Genomic DNA, 16,505 nt, shown 5'->3' with positions numbered 1-16,505 from the left:
AGTTCTCAAAAAACAACCGCTCATCCCGTACAAGCCCGAACCACCCACACAAGGAGCAATTCCCGAGGCTTTTCCGCAGAGGCGGAGCTTCCGTCTTGTTGGTATTTCCCGACCGGAGCTTATCACGGCTCCCGTTCGAGGCCAACCCTTCTACCTTACTCCGACTTGCTTCCCTGTCAAGATCCAGAGTCGCTTTCCGGAGTGGTTCCCACTCTACCGTCCGTCCCGAGTGCTCGTGACAGCCGCTGGAGCGGGGGAACCGGCTCGCCCACGGGGGATCCCGTGTTCTGCTCGCTCGGTGTCCTCAGACTACAGGCTCCGCACAGCGCTCGTTACCGATTCCCGGTCACAGAGCGCTATCGAACCGCCGGAACCCGCCGCGGAGTCCACGGTGTCCGCGGCGGCCGTCACCGTCACCGTGACCGGTCAGAGCTTTTCGATCGGGGCGAACTTCACCAGGAAGTCCTTCTCCCCGATGTCGGCGCCGAAGTCGATCCTCGCCTTCGTGCGGTCGCCGACACCGTCGACCAGCTGCACCGTGCCCATGCCGAACGAGTCGTGCGTGACCTTGTCGCCCACCTCCAGGGTGGGCACCTCGCGCGATGGCCGGGCGGACGGTTTGCGCGACTGGGTCGCGAACTTCGGGCGCGACGGGGCGATCGCGGATTCCGACCGCCGCCACTCCACCAGGTCCTTGGGGACCTCATCGAGGAACCGCGACGCCGGGTTGTAGGAAGGCGTACCCCACGCGCTGCGGACGGCGGACCTGCTGATGTACAGCCGCTGCTGCGCCCGCGTTATTCCCACGTACGCCAACCGCCGTTCCTCCTCCAGCTCCTCCTTCTCGCCCAGCGTGCGCATGTGCGGGAAGACGCCGTCCTCCATCCCGGTCAGGAACACCACCGGGAATTCCAGCCCCTTGGCCGAGTGCAGGGTCATGAGCGTGACGACGCCGCCCGATTCGTCGGCGTCGGGGATCTGGTCGGTGTCGGCCACCAGCGAGATCTGCTCCAGGAAGTCGACGAGCGTCGGCTCGGGGGTGGTCTCCCCCTCCCCTTCGGCCTCCTCTCCGGCGCCTTCTCCCGTCGCCGCCGCGGCACCCTCGGGGCCCGTTTCCTCGCCGGCGGCGGCCCCGGGCTCTTCCTCCTCCTCGCCGCCGTACAGCGGCCCGCTGAACGTGTTCTCGAACTCGCGGGCGACGTCGACGAACTCCTCGAGGTTCTCCACCCGGCTCTCGTCCTGGATGTCCTTGGAGTTCGCGAGCTCCGACAGGTAGCCCGTGCGGTGCAGCACCGCCTCGATGATCTCCGACGGGCTGCTGCTCGGCGCGAGTTCCTCCAGCTCCTCCAGCAGGGCCGTGAACTCGCGGATGGCCTTGAGCGAGCGCGTCGCGATGCCCGGGGCGTCCTGGGCGCGGCGCAGCGCCTGGGCGAAGGAGATCCGCTCGCGCGCCGCGAACAGCTCGATGCTCTCCTCCGCCCGGTCGCCGATGCCGCGCTTGGGCACGTTGAGGATGCGGCGCAGGCTCACCGTGTCCTCGGGGTTGGCCAGGACCCGCAGGTAGGCCAGGATGTCGCGGATCTCCTTGCGCTCGTAGAAGCGCACCCCGCCGACGATCTTGTACGGCAGTCCCGTGCGGATGAAGACGTCCTCGAACACGCGGGACTGCGCGTTGGTCCGGTAGAACACCGCGACCTGCGAGGGCGTGAACTCGCCTTCGTCGTGCAGCTTGTCGATCTCGCCGACGACGAACGCCGCCTCGTCGTGCTCGTTGTCGGCCACATACCCGGTGATCTTCGGGCCGATCCCCTGGTCCGACCAGAGCTTCTTCTCGCGCCGGTCGGGGTTGCGCTGGATGACCGCGTTGGCGGCGTTGAGGATGTTCTGCGTGGACCGGTAGTTCTGCTCCAGCAGGATCGTGCGCGCCTCGGGGTAGTCCCGCTCGAATTCCAGGATGTTGCGGATGGTCGCGCCCCGGAACGCGTAGATGGACTGGTCGGCGTCGCCGACCACGCAGAGCTCGGGGGGCGGGAAGGCGGCGGGGTCGGTGTCCCCGCCGATCCCCACCAGTTGGCGGACCAGCCGGTACTGCGCGTGGTTGGTGTCCTGGTACTCGTCGACCAGCACGTGCCGGAACCGGCGCCGGTAGTACTCGGCGACGTCGGGGAACATCTCCAGCAGGTTGACCGTCAGCATGATCAGGTCGTCGAAGTCCATGGCGCCGGCTTCGTGCAGCCGCCGCTGGTAGAGCGTGTACGCCTCGGCGAGCTTCTTCTCCTGCTCGGTCTGCGCGCTCTCACCGAAGGTGTCGTAGTCGATCAGCTCGTTCTTGAGGTTGGAGACCTGGGCGGAGAACGACTTGGGCGGGAACCGCTTGGGGTCGAGGTCCATCTCCTTGCAGACGAGCTGCATCAGCCGCTTGGAGTCGGCGGCGTCGTAGATGGTGAAGCTGCTGGGGTAGCCGAGCCGGCCGCCCTCCCGGCGCAGGATGCGCACGCACGCCGAGTGGAACGTCAGGACCCACATGGCATTGGCGGCGCGCGAGCTGATGAGCCCTTCGACGCGCTGCTTCATCTCGGCGGCGGCCTTGTTGGTGAAGGTGATCGCCAGGATCTCGCCCGGGCGCACGCCGCGCTGCTCCAGCAGGTGCGCGATCCGGTAGGTGAGCACCCGGGTCTTCCCGGAACCGGCGCCCGCGATGATCAGCAGCGGGCTGCCGGAGTGCGTCACGGCTTCGCGCTGCGGGGCGTTGAGATCGTTGAGGGACAGCTCTAGGGACGGCACGCCCCCCAGGTTACGGGGAGCGCGGAGCGCTCGCCGCCCGTCGGGCGGTTCCCCTGGGCTGCGGGGGCGGGCGCTCCGCGGACCAGCGGGAACTCCGATCCGCGCTGATTCCGTCGGCATCGGGCTCGGGCTCCAACGGAGGGGGCGCGGGCGGGCGCATAGCATCGGTTGGTCGTCGGGAAGAGGGAGGGGCGGGCATGCCGGTCGTGGTCGGGCTGTTCCGGTCGGTCGTGGTCGTGGCCGGTGTGGTCGGCATCGGCGTGGACATGGCGCGGTCGGGGATCTGGTCGCCGCTGGTGTACTTCACGGTCCAGAGCAACGCGATCCTCGTGGCGTGCTTCGCCGCCGGGGCCTATGCGTCGTTCCGGGGGCGGCCGGGCCCGCCGCCGGTGGTCAAGGGCGCGGCCACGCTCTACATCCTGATCACCGGCCTGGTGTTCCATTTGGTCCTCTCGGGCGGCCCGGTTCCGCTGCCGCCGGCGGTCCCGGGGGAGCCGGATGCCCAGGTCCTGCCTTTCATCGACACCGGCCTCCTGATGCACACGGTGACCCCGCTGCTGGCCGTTCTCGACTTCCTGCTGTTCGACCGGCACGGCCGACTGCGGTGGCGGCACGCGGCCCTGTGGCTGGCCTACCCATTGGTCTACGTGGTGTTCACGACGGTGCGCGGGATCGTGCTGCCCGGCAGCGCCTACCCGTACTTCTTCGTCGACGTGCCGGTGATCGGCTACGACGGCCTGCTGCTGAACGTGCTCGGCTACGCCATCGCGTTCTACCTGCTGGGGCTGGTGATCGTCGGCGTCGACAGGCTGGCCGGGGCGCTGGTCCCGGGCGGCCGCCCCGGTGTGGGCGCGGGCGCGGAGCCGTCCGCCCCCACGCCCGCCGACCCCTGAGCCGCCCCGCTGGCCGCCCCACCTCGCGGCGGTGCCCGGTCCCGGTCCTACTCTGGGTCGCGACCTTCGCTGATCGGACACCATCGGACACCATGGGAGACAACTTGCGGATCTTCGTCGACTGCGACCCGGGGATCGACGACGCGCTGGCGCTCGCGTACCTGACCGCGCGGCCGGAAGCCGAGATCGCCGGTGTGGGGACGGTGTTCGGCAACCACAACGTCGACACCACGACGGACAACGCCCTGCGCCTGCTGCGGCTCTACGGGGCGCCCGGGGTCCCGGTGGCGCGGGGTGCGCAGCGCCCGCTCGTGCAGCCGCCGACCCTGGCCGAATCGGTGCACGGGGCCAACGGCCTGGGCGACGTCGTGCTCCCCGCCGCCGATCACGAGCCCGTCGCGGAGACGGCCGCTGAGCTGCTGGTCCGGCTGGCCCGCTCGGCGCCCGGCGAGATCGACGTCCTCGCGGTCGGCCCGCTGACCAACCTCGCGCTGGCGCTCTCCCTGGAGCCCCGGCTGCCCGAGCTGGTCGGCCGCGTCGTGGTCATGGGCGGCGCGGTCCGCGCCCCCGGCAACGTCACCCCGTGGGCCGAAGCGAACACCTCCAACGACCCCGAGGCCGCCGAAGCGGTGTTCGCCGCGGGCTTCGACCTGACCCTGGTCGCGCTCGACATCACCATGAAGACCGAAGTGGACGCCGCGTGGCTGGACGGGCTGAAGCGGATCGAGGGCGAGCGCGCCTCGACGACGTCGGACTTCCTGGAGTTCTACGTCGCCTGGTACAGCAAGCTGTTCGGCGCGCGGGCGTGCGCCATGCACGACCCGCTGGCCGCGGCGGTGCTGCTCGACCCCGCTCTGGTGACCGCGCACGTGGACGTGCCGGTGCGGGTGGAGCTCCAAGGCCGCCACACCCGCGGGCTGACGATCGCCGACCTGCGGCCCGGCGCCGACACGTCGGCGGACCCCCGCCCCTCGGTCCGGCTGGTCACCGAGGTCGACCGCGAGGCGTTCTTCAAGCGGCTGACGGACTCGCTGCGCTAGGCGCCGGCGTCAGACGAGTTTGCGGGCGGTGGCCCAGCGGCTGAGCTCGTGGCGGTTGGAGAGCTGGAGCTTGCGCAGGACCGAGGAGACGTGGGTCTCGACGGTCTTCACGGAGATGAACAGCTCCTTGGCCACCTCTTTGTAGGCGTAGCCGCGGGCGATGAGGCGCAGGACCTCGCGCTCGCGCTGGGTGAGGCGGTCCAGTTCGGGGTCCATCGGGGGCGCGTCGGTCGCGGAGAAGGCGTCGAGGACGAAGCCCGCCAGGCGCGGGGAGAACACGGCGTCGCCGTCGGCCACCCGGACGATGGCGCTGGCGAGGTCCTTGCCGGAGATCGTCTTGGTGACGTAGCCGCGGGCGCCGCCCCGGACCACGCCGATCACGTCCTCGGCGGCGTCGGAGACCGACAGCGCCAGGAAGCGGATCTCGGGGTGCTGGGGCAGGACGCGGCGCAGGACCTCGGCGCCGCCCCCGCCCGGCAGGTGGACGTCGAGCAGGACGAGGTCGGGCAGCCGCTCGGTGATGACGCGCACGGCGCTGTCGACGTCGCCGGCCTCGCCGATGACGTCGACGGCGTCGCCGAGCTCGCCGCGGACCCCGCTCCGGAAGAGCCGGTGGTCGTCGACGATCACGACGCGCGGAACGGATGTGCCGTCGGCGAAGGTGCTGTTCTCGTCTCCCACACCCTGGACTCTACCCACCCGGTCAGCGGGGCGCCGCCGGGTGCCGGTACCGGCCACGCCCGCGTGCGGGCGCCGGGCGGGCGCGGGGGTACGGGGTCGTCAGGCCGTCAGCCGGCGGCCGCGGGGCGCGGCATGCGCAGCTGGACCTCGGTCCCCTCGCCGGGCGCGGTGCGGATGCGGGCGCTGCCGCCGTGCCGCTCCATGCGGCCGATGATGGAGCCGCGCACGCCCATCCGGTCCTCGGGGATGGCCCCGAGGTCGAAGCCGCGGCCGCGGTCGCGGATGAAGATCAGCACCTCGTCGGGGTCGACCTCGGCGTAGACGGAGATGGCGTCGGTCCCGGCGTACTTGGAGGCGTTGACCATGGCCTCGCGGGCGGCGCGCAGCCCGGCGTGGACGGCGTCGTCGATGGGGCAGTCGCCGACGCAGACGACCTCGATGGGCACTCCGTGGGCCTCTTCGACCTCGGCGGCGGCGCGTTCCAGGGCGGGGGTGACGGTGGTCTCGGCGTCGGCGGGCCGCCGGTAGAGCCAGCTGCGCAGGGCCCGTTCCTGGACGCGGGCCAGGCGCTGGACCTCGCGGGGGTCCTCGGCGCGCCGCTGGATCAGGGTCAGGGTGTGCAGCACGGAGTCGTGGATGTGGGCGGCGAGCTCGGCGCGCTCCTGGCTGCGGATGCGTTCACGGCGCTCGCGGTCGCGTTCGCGGACCAGGCCGATGATCCACGGGGCGGCGATGAGGGAGATCCCGGCGAGCATGGCGATCGCGAAGGTCAGCCCGGCGCGGGCCTCGTGCAGCTGCTGCTGGAAGACGAGGAAGCCGATGACCCCGACCACGACGAGCAGGACGCCGGCGACGGTGCGCACCCAGCTCTTGCGGTCGCGGAAGGCGGTGGTGGCCATCCACTCGTCGCGCAGGGCGGGGTTGGCCTGCTGCCACAGGATGGTGGCGCCCATGGCGCCGAAGACGAGGAACCACAGCAGCGGGTCGAAGACGCCGCCGAAGACCAGGAAGAGCACGCCGAGACCGCTGGCCAGGGCCAGATACGCCAGGAGCTGGCCGATGTCGCGGCCCATGCGCGCCCGGGGCCGCTCGGCGGTGGGCGCGGCTTCGGTTCCCTCGGTGCCGGGTTCGGGCTCGGGCTCGACCGGCACGAAGAACACCAGGGCCAGGTAGACCGCGATCCCGATGCCGCCGATGCCCAGGGCGAGCAGGGCGAGCCGGGTGACGACCGGGTCGATGCCGAGATGGCGTGCCAGGCCCACCCCGACGCCCGCGACGAGCCGCCCGTCGCGCGCGCGGTAGAGGCGCGGCATGTCGCTCGCCGTCTGGGTCACGGTGCTCGCGTCCTCCTCGCCTTTCGTCCGGTCCCTCCCCAGAATGCCCTTTGCGGGGTAGGCGCTGCATCAGGGGCGCGCCCCCGGGGTCCCTGGTGCCGGTTCAGGGTGTGATCAGGGTCGTCCCCGATGCCCAGCGGGTCCGGTGGGCGACGACGATGAGGGTGTGAGGTGGACGTGGTGACCGATCGTGAGTGACGGGCGAGGGCCGATGGACGGTACTGCGCGGGGCGGATCCGCGGTGCCGGTCTCCGGCGATCCCGCGTCCGGCGCCGACGACCGGGAGCTGGTCCGGCTCAACGAGGCCGGCGTGGTCACGGGCGTGTGCGCCGGCCTCGGCTCCTATACGCGGATCGACCCCATTGTGTGGCGGGTGGCGTTCGCGCTCACGGCGCTGGCGGGCGGTACGGGGCTGGCGCTCTACCTCGCCTCGTGGGTGATGATGCGCGACACCGACGGCGGGCCGGCGATGGCCGAGCAGCTGCTGAACCGCAGGCTCGCCGCGCGCGCCGTCCCCGCCCTGCTCGGGGCCGGTCTCGCCGCGGCGGCGGCCTTCAGCCTGATCGGCGGGTTCAGCTGGGGGACGCTCGTGCTGGCGACGCCGCTCATCCTGGGCGCGCTCGTGGCGCACAACCGGGGCGTCAACCTCCAGAGGACCTACCGGGAGCTGCCCGGGCTGCTGCGGTCGAAGGAGCCGCCGCCGGCGGCCCCGGCACCCGAGCCCAAGCCCGCCTACTTCAACCCGGCCCAGCCCTGGGCCCAGGCGCCGGCCGGGCCCATCGACCTGAAGGTGGTGGCCGACCGGGCGCGCGCCGCCCGCCCCGGTCACGACGCGACCGGGGCCGGGAGCCGGGAGGGCGAGGGGGACGGCGGCGGTGTCGGTGACGGGGATGGCGACGGCAGTGGGGGTGCGGGCGGGGGCGGAGGCGACGGCCCGGCGGGCGGGGCCGATGGGGACGGTCCCGCGAGCGGGGCTCACGCGGGCCCCGGCGGCGCCCACTGGGCGCTTCCTGCCCAAGCCGGAGCACGCCTGCGCAGGGCGCGGGAGCTGCGCCGCGACGCCCGCGAGCGCCGCCGGGAGGCGCGCCGGCGCCGCGGGTTCCGGTGGTTCCGGCTGGTGTTCTGGGGGATCGTCGCGGCCACCGGGATCACCCTGGGCCTCCACAGGAGCGCGTCGCCGGCGGACCTGCTGGGGCCCACTCTCGGCCCCGTCTACCTCGGGAGCATCGTCGTGATCATCGGAGTCGCCCTCGTCGCCGCGACGTGGGTGGGCGATCCGCGGGGGCTGATCGCCACGGGGGTACTGGTCACGCTGGCGCTGATCGCTGCGGTGTCGCTGGACGCGCCGTCGATGCGGTTCGGCGTGGAGCAGTGGCGCCCGGCCACGGTGGCCGAGGCCGAGCGGCCCCGCGCGCTGACCGGCGGGGTGGCCGAACTGGACCTGACCGGGCTGGAGCTGGAGCCGGGACAGCGGGTGGCCGTCGACGCGGAGGTGCGGTTCGGGGGGCTGTACGTGTGGGTGCCGGCGTCGGCGCGGGTCGTCGTGCACGGCCGCGCATCGTTCGGTGAGATCCAGGTGGACGACGTCGTCCGCGCGGGTACCCGGCTGGACGTGCGCCGGACGCTGGAGCCGCTGCCCGCCACGGATCCGGGGGCGACGGCACACGGGCCGGGCACGGAGGGTGCGCCGGGCGCAGGCCCCGCACCGGCGGACGGGGCGACGGGCATGTCCGGGGAAGGCGGAGGGCAGGCCGCGGGGGACAGCGGGGGGACTGTGTCCACAGGTCACGCTCGCCTTCTCGCTCTGCTCCAACGGCCCCACGAACGGGGGCCTTCGGCCGAGGGCGGCGCCGCCTCCGCTCGCTCGTCGGCTCGCCGTGACGTGTCCGAGGATCCGCCGACGCTGGTCGTGGATCTGCGTGCGATCGGTGCCGATATGGAGGTGCGGCGTGTCACGCCATAAGACCGACTGGGGATCGCTGATCGCCGGCCTGCTGTTCATCGCGCTCGGGGCGGCCTTCGTGATCAGCGGCTCGACCGACTGGGGGTTCGACGCGGTCTGGGTCCTGCCGGTCCTCGCCATCGGCGTGGGGACGGCCGGGGTGGCGCGCGCGCTTGCCGGGTCGCGGGACCACGACGACCGCGCCTGAGACCCCGGGGCGGCGCCGCCGGCCCGTGCTTCCCGGCGCCGGCGCGTTTCCGCGGCCGTTGGCGCCGGCGCTCCCCCTTCCTGTTCCCGGGACCGTCGTTAGCGGCGGCGCCCGCGGGGCATACCCGGGGGTGCGAGCCCCAGGACGCGGAAGGTGGCGCAGCTATGGGCATCCCGGTCAGGCACGATTTCCTGCTCGCCGTCCCGGTGGAGGAGGCGTGGCGGATGGTGCGCGACCTTCCGCGGATCGCCCCCCACCTGCCGGGCGCGACCCTCGACTCCGTCGACGGCGAATGCGCCGACGGCCGGCTCCGGGTGCGGCTGCGCGGGCTCACGGTGACCTACCGCGGGCGGCTGCTGATCCTGTCCGCCGACCGGGGCGACGGCGAGTTCGTGGTCGAAGCCGAAGCGCGGGAGGCGCGCGGCGACGGCCGGGCGTCGGCGACCATCGCCGGGCGGCTGTCGGACGAGGGCGGGTCGACCCGGGTCACCATCGACGCCGACGTCTCGGTCACGGGCCGCGGGGCGCTGGTGGAGCCGGCCGTCCTTGCGGCGGCGGGCGAGCGGCTGCTGGCCCGGTTCGGCACCTCGCTCGCGGCCGAAGCCACGCAGCCAGCTGCGGACCGCGTCGACGGGGCGGCCCCGCCGCCCGAGGTGCGGGGTGCGGATGCGTCCCCGCCGCCCGAGGAGCCGCCGGTGGTGGCGGTCCCCCGGCAGGCGCCCGAGCCGGACCCTCTGTCCCCGCAGCCGGTGCCGTCCGCCCGCCGCGTCCTGCCGTCACCGCTGCGCGTCCTCGCGGCGGCCGGAGCGGGGCTCGCCGCGCTGATCGCGGTGCGCGAGGTGTACCGGTTGCGGCGCGCGGCAACCGTCCCGGCGCCCGGCCGGCCGCGCCCCGGCCGTGGAGCCCTTCGGTGACGGGCTGAGGCGCCGGAGCCTGTGCCGTGGGGACCGGCCGACCCCGGCCGGTCGCAACGGGTGGACCTCACCCGGGTCGGCCGACCGCCCCGGATCCGCCGATGTGGTCGACGACGAACCGGACCCGCTCCGCCACGGGGGCGCGCGGCAGCTCGATCAGCTCGTAGCCGTGGTCGGTGTAGGCGGCGGCCATGGCCTCGTAGGTCCGCCGTGCGATTTCGGGGGTCTGGCGGCGTTCGGTGTCGGCCCGGTAGATCGCGGGCCAGGGCGGCGCGATGAACACCTGGGCGCGGTACCGGAACGCCCGCGCGGCGGCGTCGACGTGAGCGGGGACCTCGCGCCCCTCCAGCCGTAGGTAGCCGACGATGTCGGGGAGGCCGCGATCGAAGATCACGGGCCCGTGGGAGGTGCCGGCGGCCTCGTGTGAGCGCAGTTCCCAGCACAGCATCGCTTCGGCGAAGAGCCCGGGGTCGGTCCAGGGCAGGGCCAGGCCGCCGATGGCCGACTGGGCGCGGATGATCGCCCGCCCGGCCTCGGGCGACGTCGCGAACCCGGCCCGGCGCAACGCGTCGACCAGCGTGGTCTTGCCCGATCCCGGGCCGCCCGTGATGACGACGCGGCGGTCGGTGTCGGCGGTGCCTTCCGGTGGGCGCGGGAACCGCGGCTCGCCGCGGCCCTCGGGGTCGGTGTCCTCCGGCGTGTGCGGGTACTGCGGCATGCTGCGGCCTTCCGTGTCGGTGGCGTACGTGGCGAGACCGCCCCGGTCACCGGACACGACGACCTAAGGCGGTGGTCGGGTGCGGGAGATCATCCGATGCGGGAAAGCCGGGGCCCACGGTGAATCGGGCGCGCAGCGGCTCCGCGGAGGGAGGGAATCGGGCGGCGGGCGTCGCCGGGCCCCGATGATGTTCGGAAAGCGGTCCACGCGGACCTGGCGGTCCGCCGGAGGTGTTCCTAGGCCGATTCTACGACGGCATCCGCAGCGCGTGCCGTACGCCCGGAGATGCGTCCCGTCCGGTCGGCGGGGACCACCAGCGGGGTACCGGTCTCGGGGTCGGGGATCACGCGGACCGGGAGGCCGAAGACGGATTCCACCAGTTCGGCGGTGATGATCTCGGCCGGGTCGCCCTCGGCCACCACCCTGCCCTCCTTCATCGCGATGAGGTGGGTGGCGTAGCGGCAGGCGTGGTTGAGGTCGTGCAACACCGCCACCAGGGTGTAGTCGCGCTCCTGGTGCAGTTCGGCGCAGAGGTCGAGCACGTCCATCTGGTGGGCGATGTCCAGGAAGGTGGTCGGCTCGTCGAGCAGCAGCAGCGGGGTCTGCTGGGCCAGCACCATCGCCAGCCACACGCGCTGGCGCTGGCCGCCCGACAGCTCGTCGACCATGCGCCCGGCGAGGTCGACGACCCCCGTGGCCTCCATGGAGTCGGTGATGACCTGCTCGTCGGCGCGCGACCACTGCTTGAGGAACTTCTGGTGCGGGTAGCGCCCGCGCGCCACGAGGTCGGCGACGGTGATGCCGTCGGGGGCCACCGAGCTCTGCGGCAGCAGCCCGAGCCGCCGGGCCACCTCCTTGGAGGGGTAGGACCCGATCAGCCGGCCGTCGAGGTGCACGGCGCCTTCGGCGGGCTTGAGCATCCGCGACAGCGCCCGCAGCAGGGTCGACTTCCCGCAGGCGTTGGGCCCGACGATGACCGTGAAGGAGTTGTCGGGGATGGTGATCCCGAGGTCGCGGGAGATGACGCTCTGGTCGTAGGCGAGGGTGAGGTTCTCGCCCCACAGCCGGGACGGCCCGGCGCCGTCGGATGCGCTTCCCGTGGTGTTCACTGCTGTTTCTTTCTCGTCGAACCGGTCGGCCCGGTCCCGGGCCGGCCGCCTTTCCTGGTCGCTGGCGTCAGGCACGTCCGCTCCGCCATTCCCGGTGGAGCAGCCACACCAGGTAGCTGCCGCCGATGATCGCGGTGACCGCGCCCACGGGCAACTGGGTCGGCGCCAGCACGCGCTGGGACGCCAGGTCGGCGGCGATCAGCAGCAGGGCGCCCATGAGCCCGGCGCCGAACAGCGCGGTGCCGTTGGTGTGCGCCAGGCGGCGGGCCAGCTGGGGCGCCGCCAGGGCGATGAACCCGATCGGTCCGGCGACCGCGATGGCCGCGCCGGTCAGCGCGCTCGCCGCGACGAGCGCGACGGCCTGGGTGGCCTGCACCGGGACCCCCAGGGCGTGGGCCGTCTGGTCGCCCATCTCCATCAGCCGCAGCCGGGGGCCCAGTGCGAGGATGAGCGGGATCAGCAGCCCGGCGCCGATCGCGACGGCGATGACCTGGCCCCAGCCGCGGCCGTTGAGGCTGCCGATCATCCACACCTGCGCGGTCATGGCGTCGGTGAGCTCGGCGCGGGTGATGAGGTAGTCGCGGACCGCGAGCAGCATGGCGTTGATGCCGATACCGACGAGGATGAGCCGGTATCCCTGCACGCCCTTCTTCATGGCCAGCAGGTACACGATCGCCGCCGTCAGCACGCCCCCGGCGACCGCGCCGAGGGAGACCTGGAGCATGGTGCCGCCGAAGACGAGGATGGTGGCGACCGCGCCCGTGGCCGCGCCTCCGGTGAAGCCGATGATGTCGGGGCTGCCCAGCGGGTTGCGGGACAGGCTCTGGAACACCGCCCCCGCAACGCCCAGCGCGGCGCCCACCAGGACGGCCGCCCAGGCGCGGGGCAGCCGTACGCCCTGCACGAAGAACAGGTCCAGGCGCTCGCCGCGGCCGATGAGGGCGAGCAGTACGCGGGGCAGGGGGATCTCGTAGTCGCCGGTCATCAGCGACACCGCGAACACGGCGGCGATCGCGGCGGCCAGGACGGCGTAGACCGCGGCGATGCGGGGCCGCAGGACGAAGGAGAACCGGCCGCCGGCGATGCGCACCACGCGGGGGCGGGCCGCGGCCGCCGGGGCGGCGGGGCCGGAGCGGGGCAGGGTCGCGGTCATATCCGGGCCATCTTCTTGCGCCGCACGAGTGCGATGAACACCGGGGCGCCGACCAGGGCGGTGATGATGCCGACCTCCAGTTCTCCGTTGGGGAGCACGATCCGGCCCAGGGTGTCGGCCCCGGTGAGCAGGATCGCCGCGAGCACGGCGGAGTAGGGCAGCAGCCACCGCTGGTCGGGGCCGGTCAGGGTCCGCGCGATGTGGGGGACGATGAGGCCGACGAACCAGATGGGGCCGGCCGCGGCGGTCGCCGCGCCGCACAGCAGGATGATCGCCAGCGCGGTGACGGCGCGGGTCCGGTTGATCCGCGCGCCCAGCGCCGCGGCGAGGTCCTCGCCGAGGGCGATGGTGTTGAGCGCGGGCCCCAGGAGCAGGGCGATCACGACCCCGGCCATCAGGAACGGCCACACCTGCACGAAGATGTCGAGGTCGCGGCCGACGAGGGAGCCGACCTGCCAGAACCGGATGCGGTCGAAGACGAAGTCGTCGAGCAGGATGATGCTGTGGACGAAGCCCTGGAGGACCGCGGCGACCGCGGTGCCCGCGAGCGCCAGGCGCACGGGGGTGGCGCCGGTCCGGCCGCGCGATCCCAGGCTGTAGACCAGCAGGGCGGTGAGGCCGGCGCCGATGAAGGAGAACCACAGGTACTGGGCCGGGGTGGCCAGGCCGAAGACGAAGATCGCGACCACGACCGCGGCGGCGGCGCCGGAGTTGACGCCGAGGATGCCCGGTTCGGCGAGCGGGTTGCGGGTGAGCGCCTGCATGAGCGCCCCGGCGAGGCCGAGGGCGGCCCCCACGAAGATCCCGAGGACGGTGCGGGGCAGCCGCAGTTCGCGGACGACGCTGTGGTCGTAGGAGCCGTCGTAGCTCCACAGCGCGTCCCAGACGGTGGCGACCGGGATGGCCTTGGCCCCGACGGCGATGCTCAGCAGCGCGCAGGCCACCAGGACGCCGAGGGCGGCCGCCAGCCCGGCGGTACGCGCCAGGTGGGTGCGGGCCCTGGCCCGGGTGCGGTCGCCGAGCAGGTCCGCGGCGACGGCGGCATCGGCTCCGGCCCCCGAGGCGCCGGTGACCGCGGTGGAGGGACGCTCCAGGCTCATCGCGCCGCGCCTCGGCACACCGCCGGCGCAGGCCGGTGCAGCAGGCACACCACTGTCGCGTCCTCCATCGCTCGGGGGGCGGCCGGGCTCGGCCGAACTTAGACGAGGCTAACCTACGTCCCGTTCCGGCGAAACCCGGGACCGCAGGTGACGGACGTCTCCCCAGCTGGAACGACTCTCCCTACCGGTCGGTGATCCGGGGCGGGGTGAACGCACGGACCGGGGGAACGGGGCCGGTGTGGCGCTCCACCTCGACCAGGGCCAGCTGGCCCGTGGTGCCCTGGCTGAGGGACGAGGTGCCGATGTCGGCGGTCAAGACGTTGGGGTTGCCGTGGGCGCAGGTGACCCCTGGCGCCGACGGGTCGTACCAGGCACCGGTGGACAGCTGCACGACCCCGCGGCGCAGGTCGTCGCTGATGGCGACCCCGGCCAGGCAGCTCCCGCGGTCGTTGGACACCCGCACCACGTCGCCGTCGGACAGCCCGCGCGCGGCGGCGTCGTCGGGGTGCAGGCGCAGCGGGGCGCGGCCGGCGATCTTCTGGGACCGGCTGTGGGCGCCCATGTCCTGCTGGCTGTGCAGCCGGCCGGTGGGCTGGTTGGCGAGGAGCAGCAGCGGCCAGGTGCGGGCGCGCTCGGTGCCCAGCCGTTCACCGGGGTCCAGCCAGACCGGGTGGCCGGGGCAGTCGGCGTGGCCGAAGGCGGCGATGGTCGCGGAGAACAGTTCGATCCGGCCGCTGGGCGTGCCCAGAGGGTGGGCGACGGGGTCGGCGCGGAAGTCGCCGAGGAGCGTGACGGGTTCCGTCCGCCCCGGCAGCGGCGTCGAGCCGTCGGCCCAGAAGGCGTCGAACCCGGGCACCTCCTCGGACCGGCCGGTGCGCCCCCGCCAGTCCTCGTAGAGGTGCCGCAGCCATTCGGCGGAGGTGCGGCCCTCGGTGAAGGCGGCGCCGGCGCCGAGCCGTTCGGCGAGGGCGGCGTAGACGTCGTACTCGTTGCGGGCCTGCCCGTGCGGGGGCACCGCCCGCGGCATGGCGCGCAGCCGCAGGTCGCCCTGGCCGGCGGTGACGTCGTCGCGTTCCAGGGAGGTCGTGGCGGGCAGGACGATGTCGGCGTGGCGGGCGGTCGCGGTCCAGTGGGTCTCGGCGACGACGACGGTGTCGGGGCGGGCGAAGGCGCGGCTGAGGCGGGCGAGGTCCTGGTGGTGGTGGAAGGGGTTGCCGCCCGCCCAGGCGACGAGCCTGATGTCGGGGTAGCGGCGGCGCTCGCCGTTGAAGTCGTAGGCCTCGCCGGGGTGCAGGAGCATGTCGGCCACGCGCGCCACGGGGATGTATTCGTCCACCGGGTTGGCGCCCTGCGGGAGCTTGGGCAGCCCGAGCGGGGTGGCGCCGCCGCCGTAGCTGCCCATGGACCCGTACCCGGCGCCGAACCCGCCGCCGGGCAGGCCGATCTGCCCCAGGCAGGCGGCGAGCGCGATCCCCGCCCACAGCGGCTGCTCGCCGTAGCGGGCGCGCTGGACGGACCAGCCGACGTTGATGAGCGTGCGGCCCGCGGCCATGCGCCGGGCGAGCCCGCGCAGCTCCTCGGCGGGCAGTTCGCAAATGGGGGCGGCCCACTCGGGGCTCTTGGGGGTGCCGTCGGTCTCGCCCAGGACATAGCGGCGCAGGATGTCGGCGCCGACGGTGTAGCGGTCCAGGAACGCGGTGTCGGCGCGGCCCTCGGTGAAGAGCACGTGCATGAGCGCGAGCAGGATCGCGGTGTCGGTGCCCGGCGCCGCTGGCAGCCATTCGGCGCCCATGTCGGCCAGGGTGTCGTCGCGCAGCGGGCTGATGGAGATGGTGCGCAGCCCGCGGGCCGCTGCGGCGCGCATGCCCGGCTCGGCGGTGTGGGCCGCGCGCCCGCCGGAGGCGGTCCAGGCGTTGGAGACGCGCAGCCCGCCGAAGGTGACCAGCAGGTCGGTGTGCTCGGCGATCGCCTGCCAGGTGGCCGGGCGGCGCAGCAGGTCGTAGGCGCCCTGGTCGCCGAGCACGTGGGGGGCGAGCACTTCGACGGCGGCGTGGCTGTAGGTGGTGCGTGAACGCGTGTAGCCGCCGATGCTGTTGAGGAAGCGGTGCAGCTGGCTCTGCGCGTGGTGGAGGCGGCCGGCGCTGCCCCAGCCGTAGGAGCCGCCGTAGATCGCCTGGTTGCCGTGGGTGCGGCGGACCCGGTCGAGTTCGGCGGCGAGCCGGTCGAGCAGGTCGTCCCACTCCAGGGCGACGTATTCGTCGTCGGGGCGGCCGCGGTGGTCGTCGGGGCCGGGGCCGTTCTCGAGCCAGCGGCGGCGCACGACGGGGCGGTCGACCCGCGTGGCGTGGTGCTGGGCCTCGGGGACGTTGCCGATGATGGGCGAGGGAGCGGGGTCCGCGGGGTCGGGCCGGACGCCGACCACGGTGCCGTCGGCCACCAGCACCGAGTAGGTGCCCCAGTGGGAGCTGGTGGGGTACTCCGCGATCTCCGGGTTCTGCTGTGCCACCGTCGCCCTCTCCCGCGCTCTCCTCGTGCCTGTACGCACCTTATGCGGGGATCGTCGGGGCGGGCTCGCGGCCCGCACCCGGATGCGGGCCGGAGGCCGCCGCGCCCGGGGCGTTTGGCAGGA

13 protein-coding genes are annotated in these 16,505 nt (G+C 73.5%); 5 read left to right on the top strand and 8 right to left on the bottom strand.

Annotation, left to right across the window (positions count from 1 at the left end):
- Positions 1-426 precede the first annotated feature (426 nt).
- Positions 427-2,784 (bottom strand): UvrD-helicase domain-containing protein, encoded by a 2,358-nt coding sequence (locus ACFOVU_RS28420; RefSeq protein WP_378538527.1) that lies wholly within the window; start codon positions 2,782-2,784, stop codon positions 427-429.
- A 197-nt stretch (positions 2,785-2,981) separates the two neighbouring features.
- Here ACFOVU_RS28420 and ACFOVU_RS28415 point away from each other — a divergent pair, with 197 nt between their 5' ends.
- Both ACFOVU_RS28415 and ACFOVU_RS28410 read left to right on the top strand, forming a co-directional pair.
- Positions 2,982-3,677, top strand: coding sequence for a Pr6Pr family membrane protein (locus ACFOVU_RS28415; protein WP_378538525.1), 696 nt, complete (start codon positions 2,982-2,984; stop codon positions 3,675-3,677).
- A 104-nt stretch (positions 3,678-3,781) separates the two neighbouring features.
- The gene (locus tag ACFOVU_RS28410) at positions 3,782-4,717 is read left to right on the top strand and encodes a nucleoside hydrolase (RefSeq protein WP_449289746.1); all 936 of its coding nucleotides are present in this window, start codon (positions 3,782-3,784) and stop codon (positions 4,715-4,717) included.
- A gap of 9 nt (positions 4,718-4,726) precedes the next feature.
- On the opposite strand, the gene ACFOVU_RS28405 is transcribed toward ACFOVU_RS28410, so the two are convergent.
- Complete coding sequence (locus tag ACFOVU_RS28405) at positions 4,727-5,398, bottom strand: LuxR C-terminal-related transcriptional regulator (protein WP_378538522.1); 672 nt, start codon at positions 5,396-5,398, stop codon at positions 4,727-4,729.
- A gap of 107 nt (positions 5,399-5,505) precedes the next feature.
- A complete protein-coding gene (locus tag ACFOVU_RS28400; RefSeq protein WP_378538536.1) occupies positions 5,506-6,711 on the bottom strand; it encodes an ATP-binding protein in 1,206 nt (401 codons plus the stop codon).
- A gap of 211 nt (positions 6,712-6,922) precedes the next feature.
- On the opposite strand from ACFOVU_RS28400, the gene ACFOVU_RS28395 reads away from it, so the two are divergent.
- The 3 genes from ACFOVU_RS28395 (at position 6,923) to ACFOVU_RS28385 (ending at position 9,796) form a co-directional block, all read left to right on the top strand.
- A complete protein-coding gene (locus ACFOVU_RS28395) occupies positions 6,923-8,695 on the top strand; it encodes a PspC domain-containing protein (RefSeq protein WP_378538521.1) in 1,773 nt (590 codons plus the stop codon).
- The gene (locus tag ACFOVU_RS28390; protein WP_378538520.1) at positions 8,682-8,882 is read left to right on the top strand and encodes a hypothetical protein; all 201 of its coding nucleotides are present in this window, start codon (positions 8,682-8,684) and stop codon (positions 8,880-8,882) included. Before ACFOVU_RS28395 ends, ACFOVU_RS28390 begins: the two co-directional genes overlap by 14 nt.
- Before the next feature lie 164 nt (positions 8,883-9,046).
- Positions 9,047-9,796 carry a hypothetical protein gene (locus ACFOVU_RS28385; protein ID WP_378538519.1) on the top strand — a complete coding sequence of 250 codons (750 nt, stop codon included), beginning with the start codon at positions 9,047-9,049 and terminating at the stop codon, positions 9,794-9,796.
- A 67-nt stretch (positions 9,797-9,863) separates the two neighbouring features.
- On the opposite strand, the gene ACFOVU_RS28380 is transcribed toward ACFOVU_RS28385, so the two are convergent.
- The 5 genes from ACFOVU_RS28380 to ACFOVU_RS28360 form a co-directional block, all read right to left on the bottom strand.
- Positions 9,864-10,514: an AAA family ATPase gene (locus tag ACFOVU_RS28380; protein WP_378538518.1), complete on the bottom strand. Its 651-nt coding sequence runs from the start codon at positions 10,512-10,514 to the stop codon at positions 9,864-9,866.
- 236 nt (positions 10,515-10,750) lie between these two features.
- A complete protein-coding gene (locus tag ACFOVU_RS28375; protein ID WP_378538517.1) occupies positions 10,751-11,623 on the bottom strand; it encodes an ABC transporter ATP-binding protein in 873 nt (290 codons plus the stop codon).
- Between the two features lie 67 nt (positions 11,624-11,690).
- The gene (locus ACFOVU_RS28370; protein ID WP_378538516.1) at positions 11,691-12,776 is read right to left on the bottom strand and encodes a FecCD family ABC transporter permease; all 1,086 of its coding nucleotides are present in this window, start codon (positions 12,774-12,776) and stop codon (positions 11,691-11,693) included.
- Positions 12,773-13,876, bottom strand: coding sequence for a FecCD family ABC transporter permease (locus tag ACFOVU_RS28365; protein ID WP_378538514.1), 1,104 nt, complete (start codon positions 13,874-13,876; stop codon positions 12,773-12,775). The genes ACFOVU_RS28370 and ACFOVU_RS28365 overlap by 4 nt, the downstream gene beginning before the upstream one ends.
- 181 nt (positions 13,877-14,057) lie before the next feature.
- Complete coding sequence (locus tag ACFOVU_RS28360) at positions 14,058-16,382, bottom strand: molybdopterin-dependent oxidoreductase (protein ID WP_378538513.1); 2,325 nt, start codon at positions 16,380-16,382, stop codon at positions 14,058-14,060.
- Positions 16,383-16,505 lie beyond the last annotated feature (123 nt).

Origin of the sequence: Nocardiopsis sediminis, assembly GCF_042650565.1 — a bacterium.
Classification (GTDB): domain Bacteria; phylum Actinomycetota; class Actinomycetes; order Streptosporangiales; family Streptosporangiaceae; genus Nocardiopsis_B; species Nocardiopsis_B sediminis.
The sequence above is the reverse complement of the archived record's forward strand: the minus strand, read 5'-3'. Positions and strand labels throughout refer to the sequence as shown.

What these genes read in the sequence shown, in the direction of transcription:
- ACFOVU_RS28415 (WP_378538525.1), top strand. Translation starts at nt 2,982, where the DNA reads ATGCCGGTCGTGGTCGGGCTGTTCCGGTCGGTCGTGGTCGTGGCCGGT.
- ACFOVU_RS28400 (WP_378538536.1), bottom strand. Translation starts at nt 6,711, where the DNA reads ATGCCGCGCCTCTACCGCGCGCGCGACGGGCGGCTCGTCGCGGGCGTC.
- ACFOVU_RS28385 (WP_378538519.1), top strand. Translation starts at nt 9,047, where the DNA reads ATGGGCATCCCGGTCAGGCACGATTTCCTGCTCGCCGTCCCGGTGGAG.
- ACFOVU_RS28380 (WP_378538518.1), bottom strand. Translation starts at nt 10,514, where the DNA reads ATGCCGCAGTACCCGCACACGCCGGAGGACACCGACCCCGAGGGCCGC.
- ACFOVU_RS28370 (WP_378538516.1), bottom strand. Translation starts at nt 12,776, where the DNA reads ATGACCGCGACCCTGCCCCGCTCCGGCCCCGCCGCCCCGGCGGCCGCG.
- ACFOVU_RS28365 (WP_378538514.1), bottom strand. Translation starts at nt 13,876, where the DNA reads ATGAGCCTGGAGCGTCCCTCCACCGCGGTCACCGGCGCCTCGGGGGCC.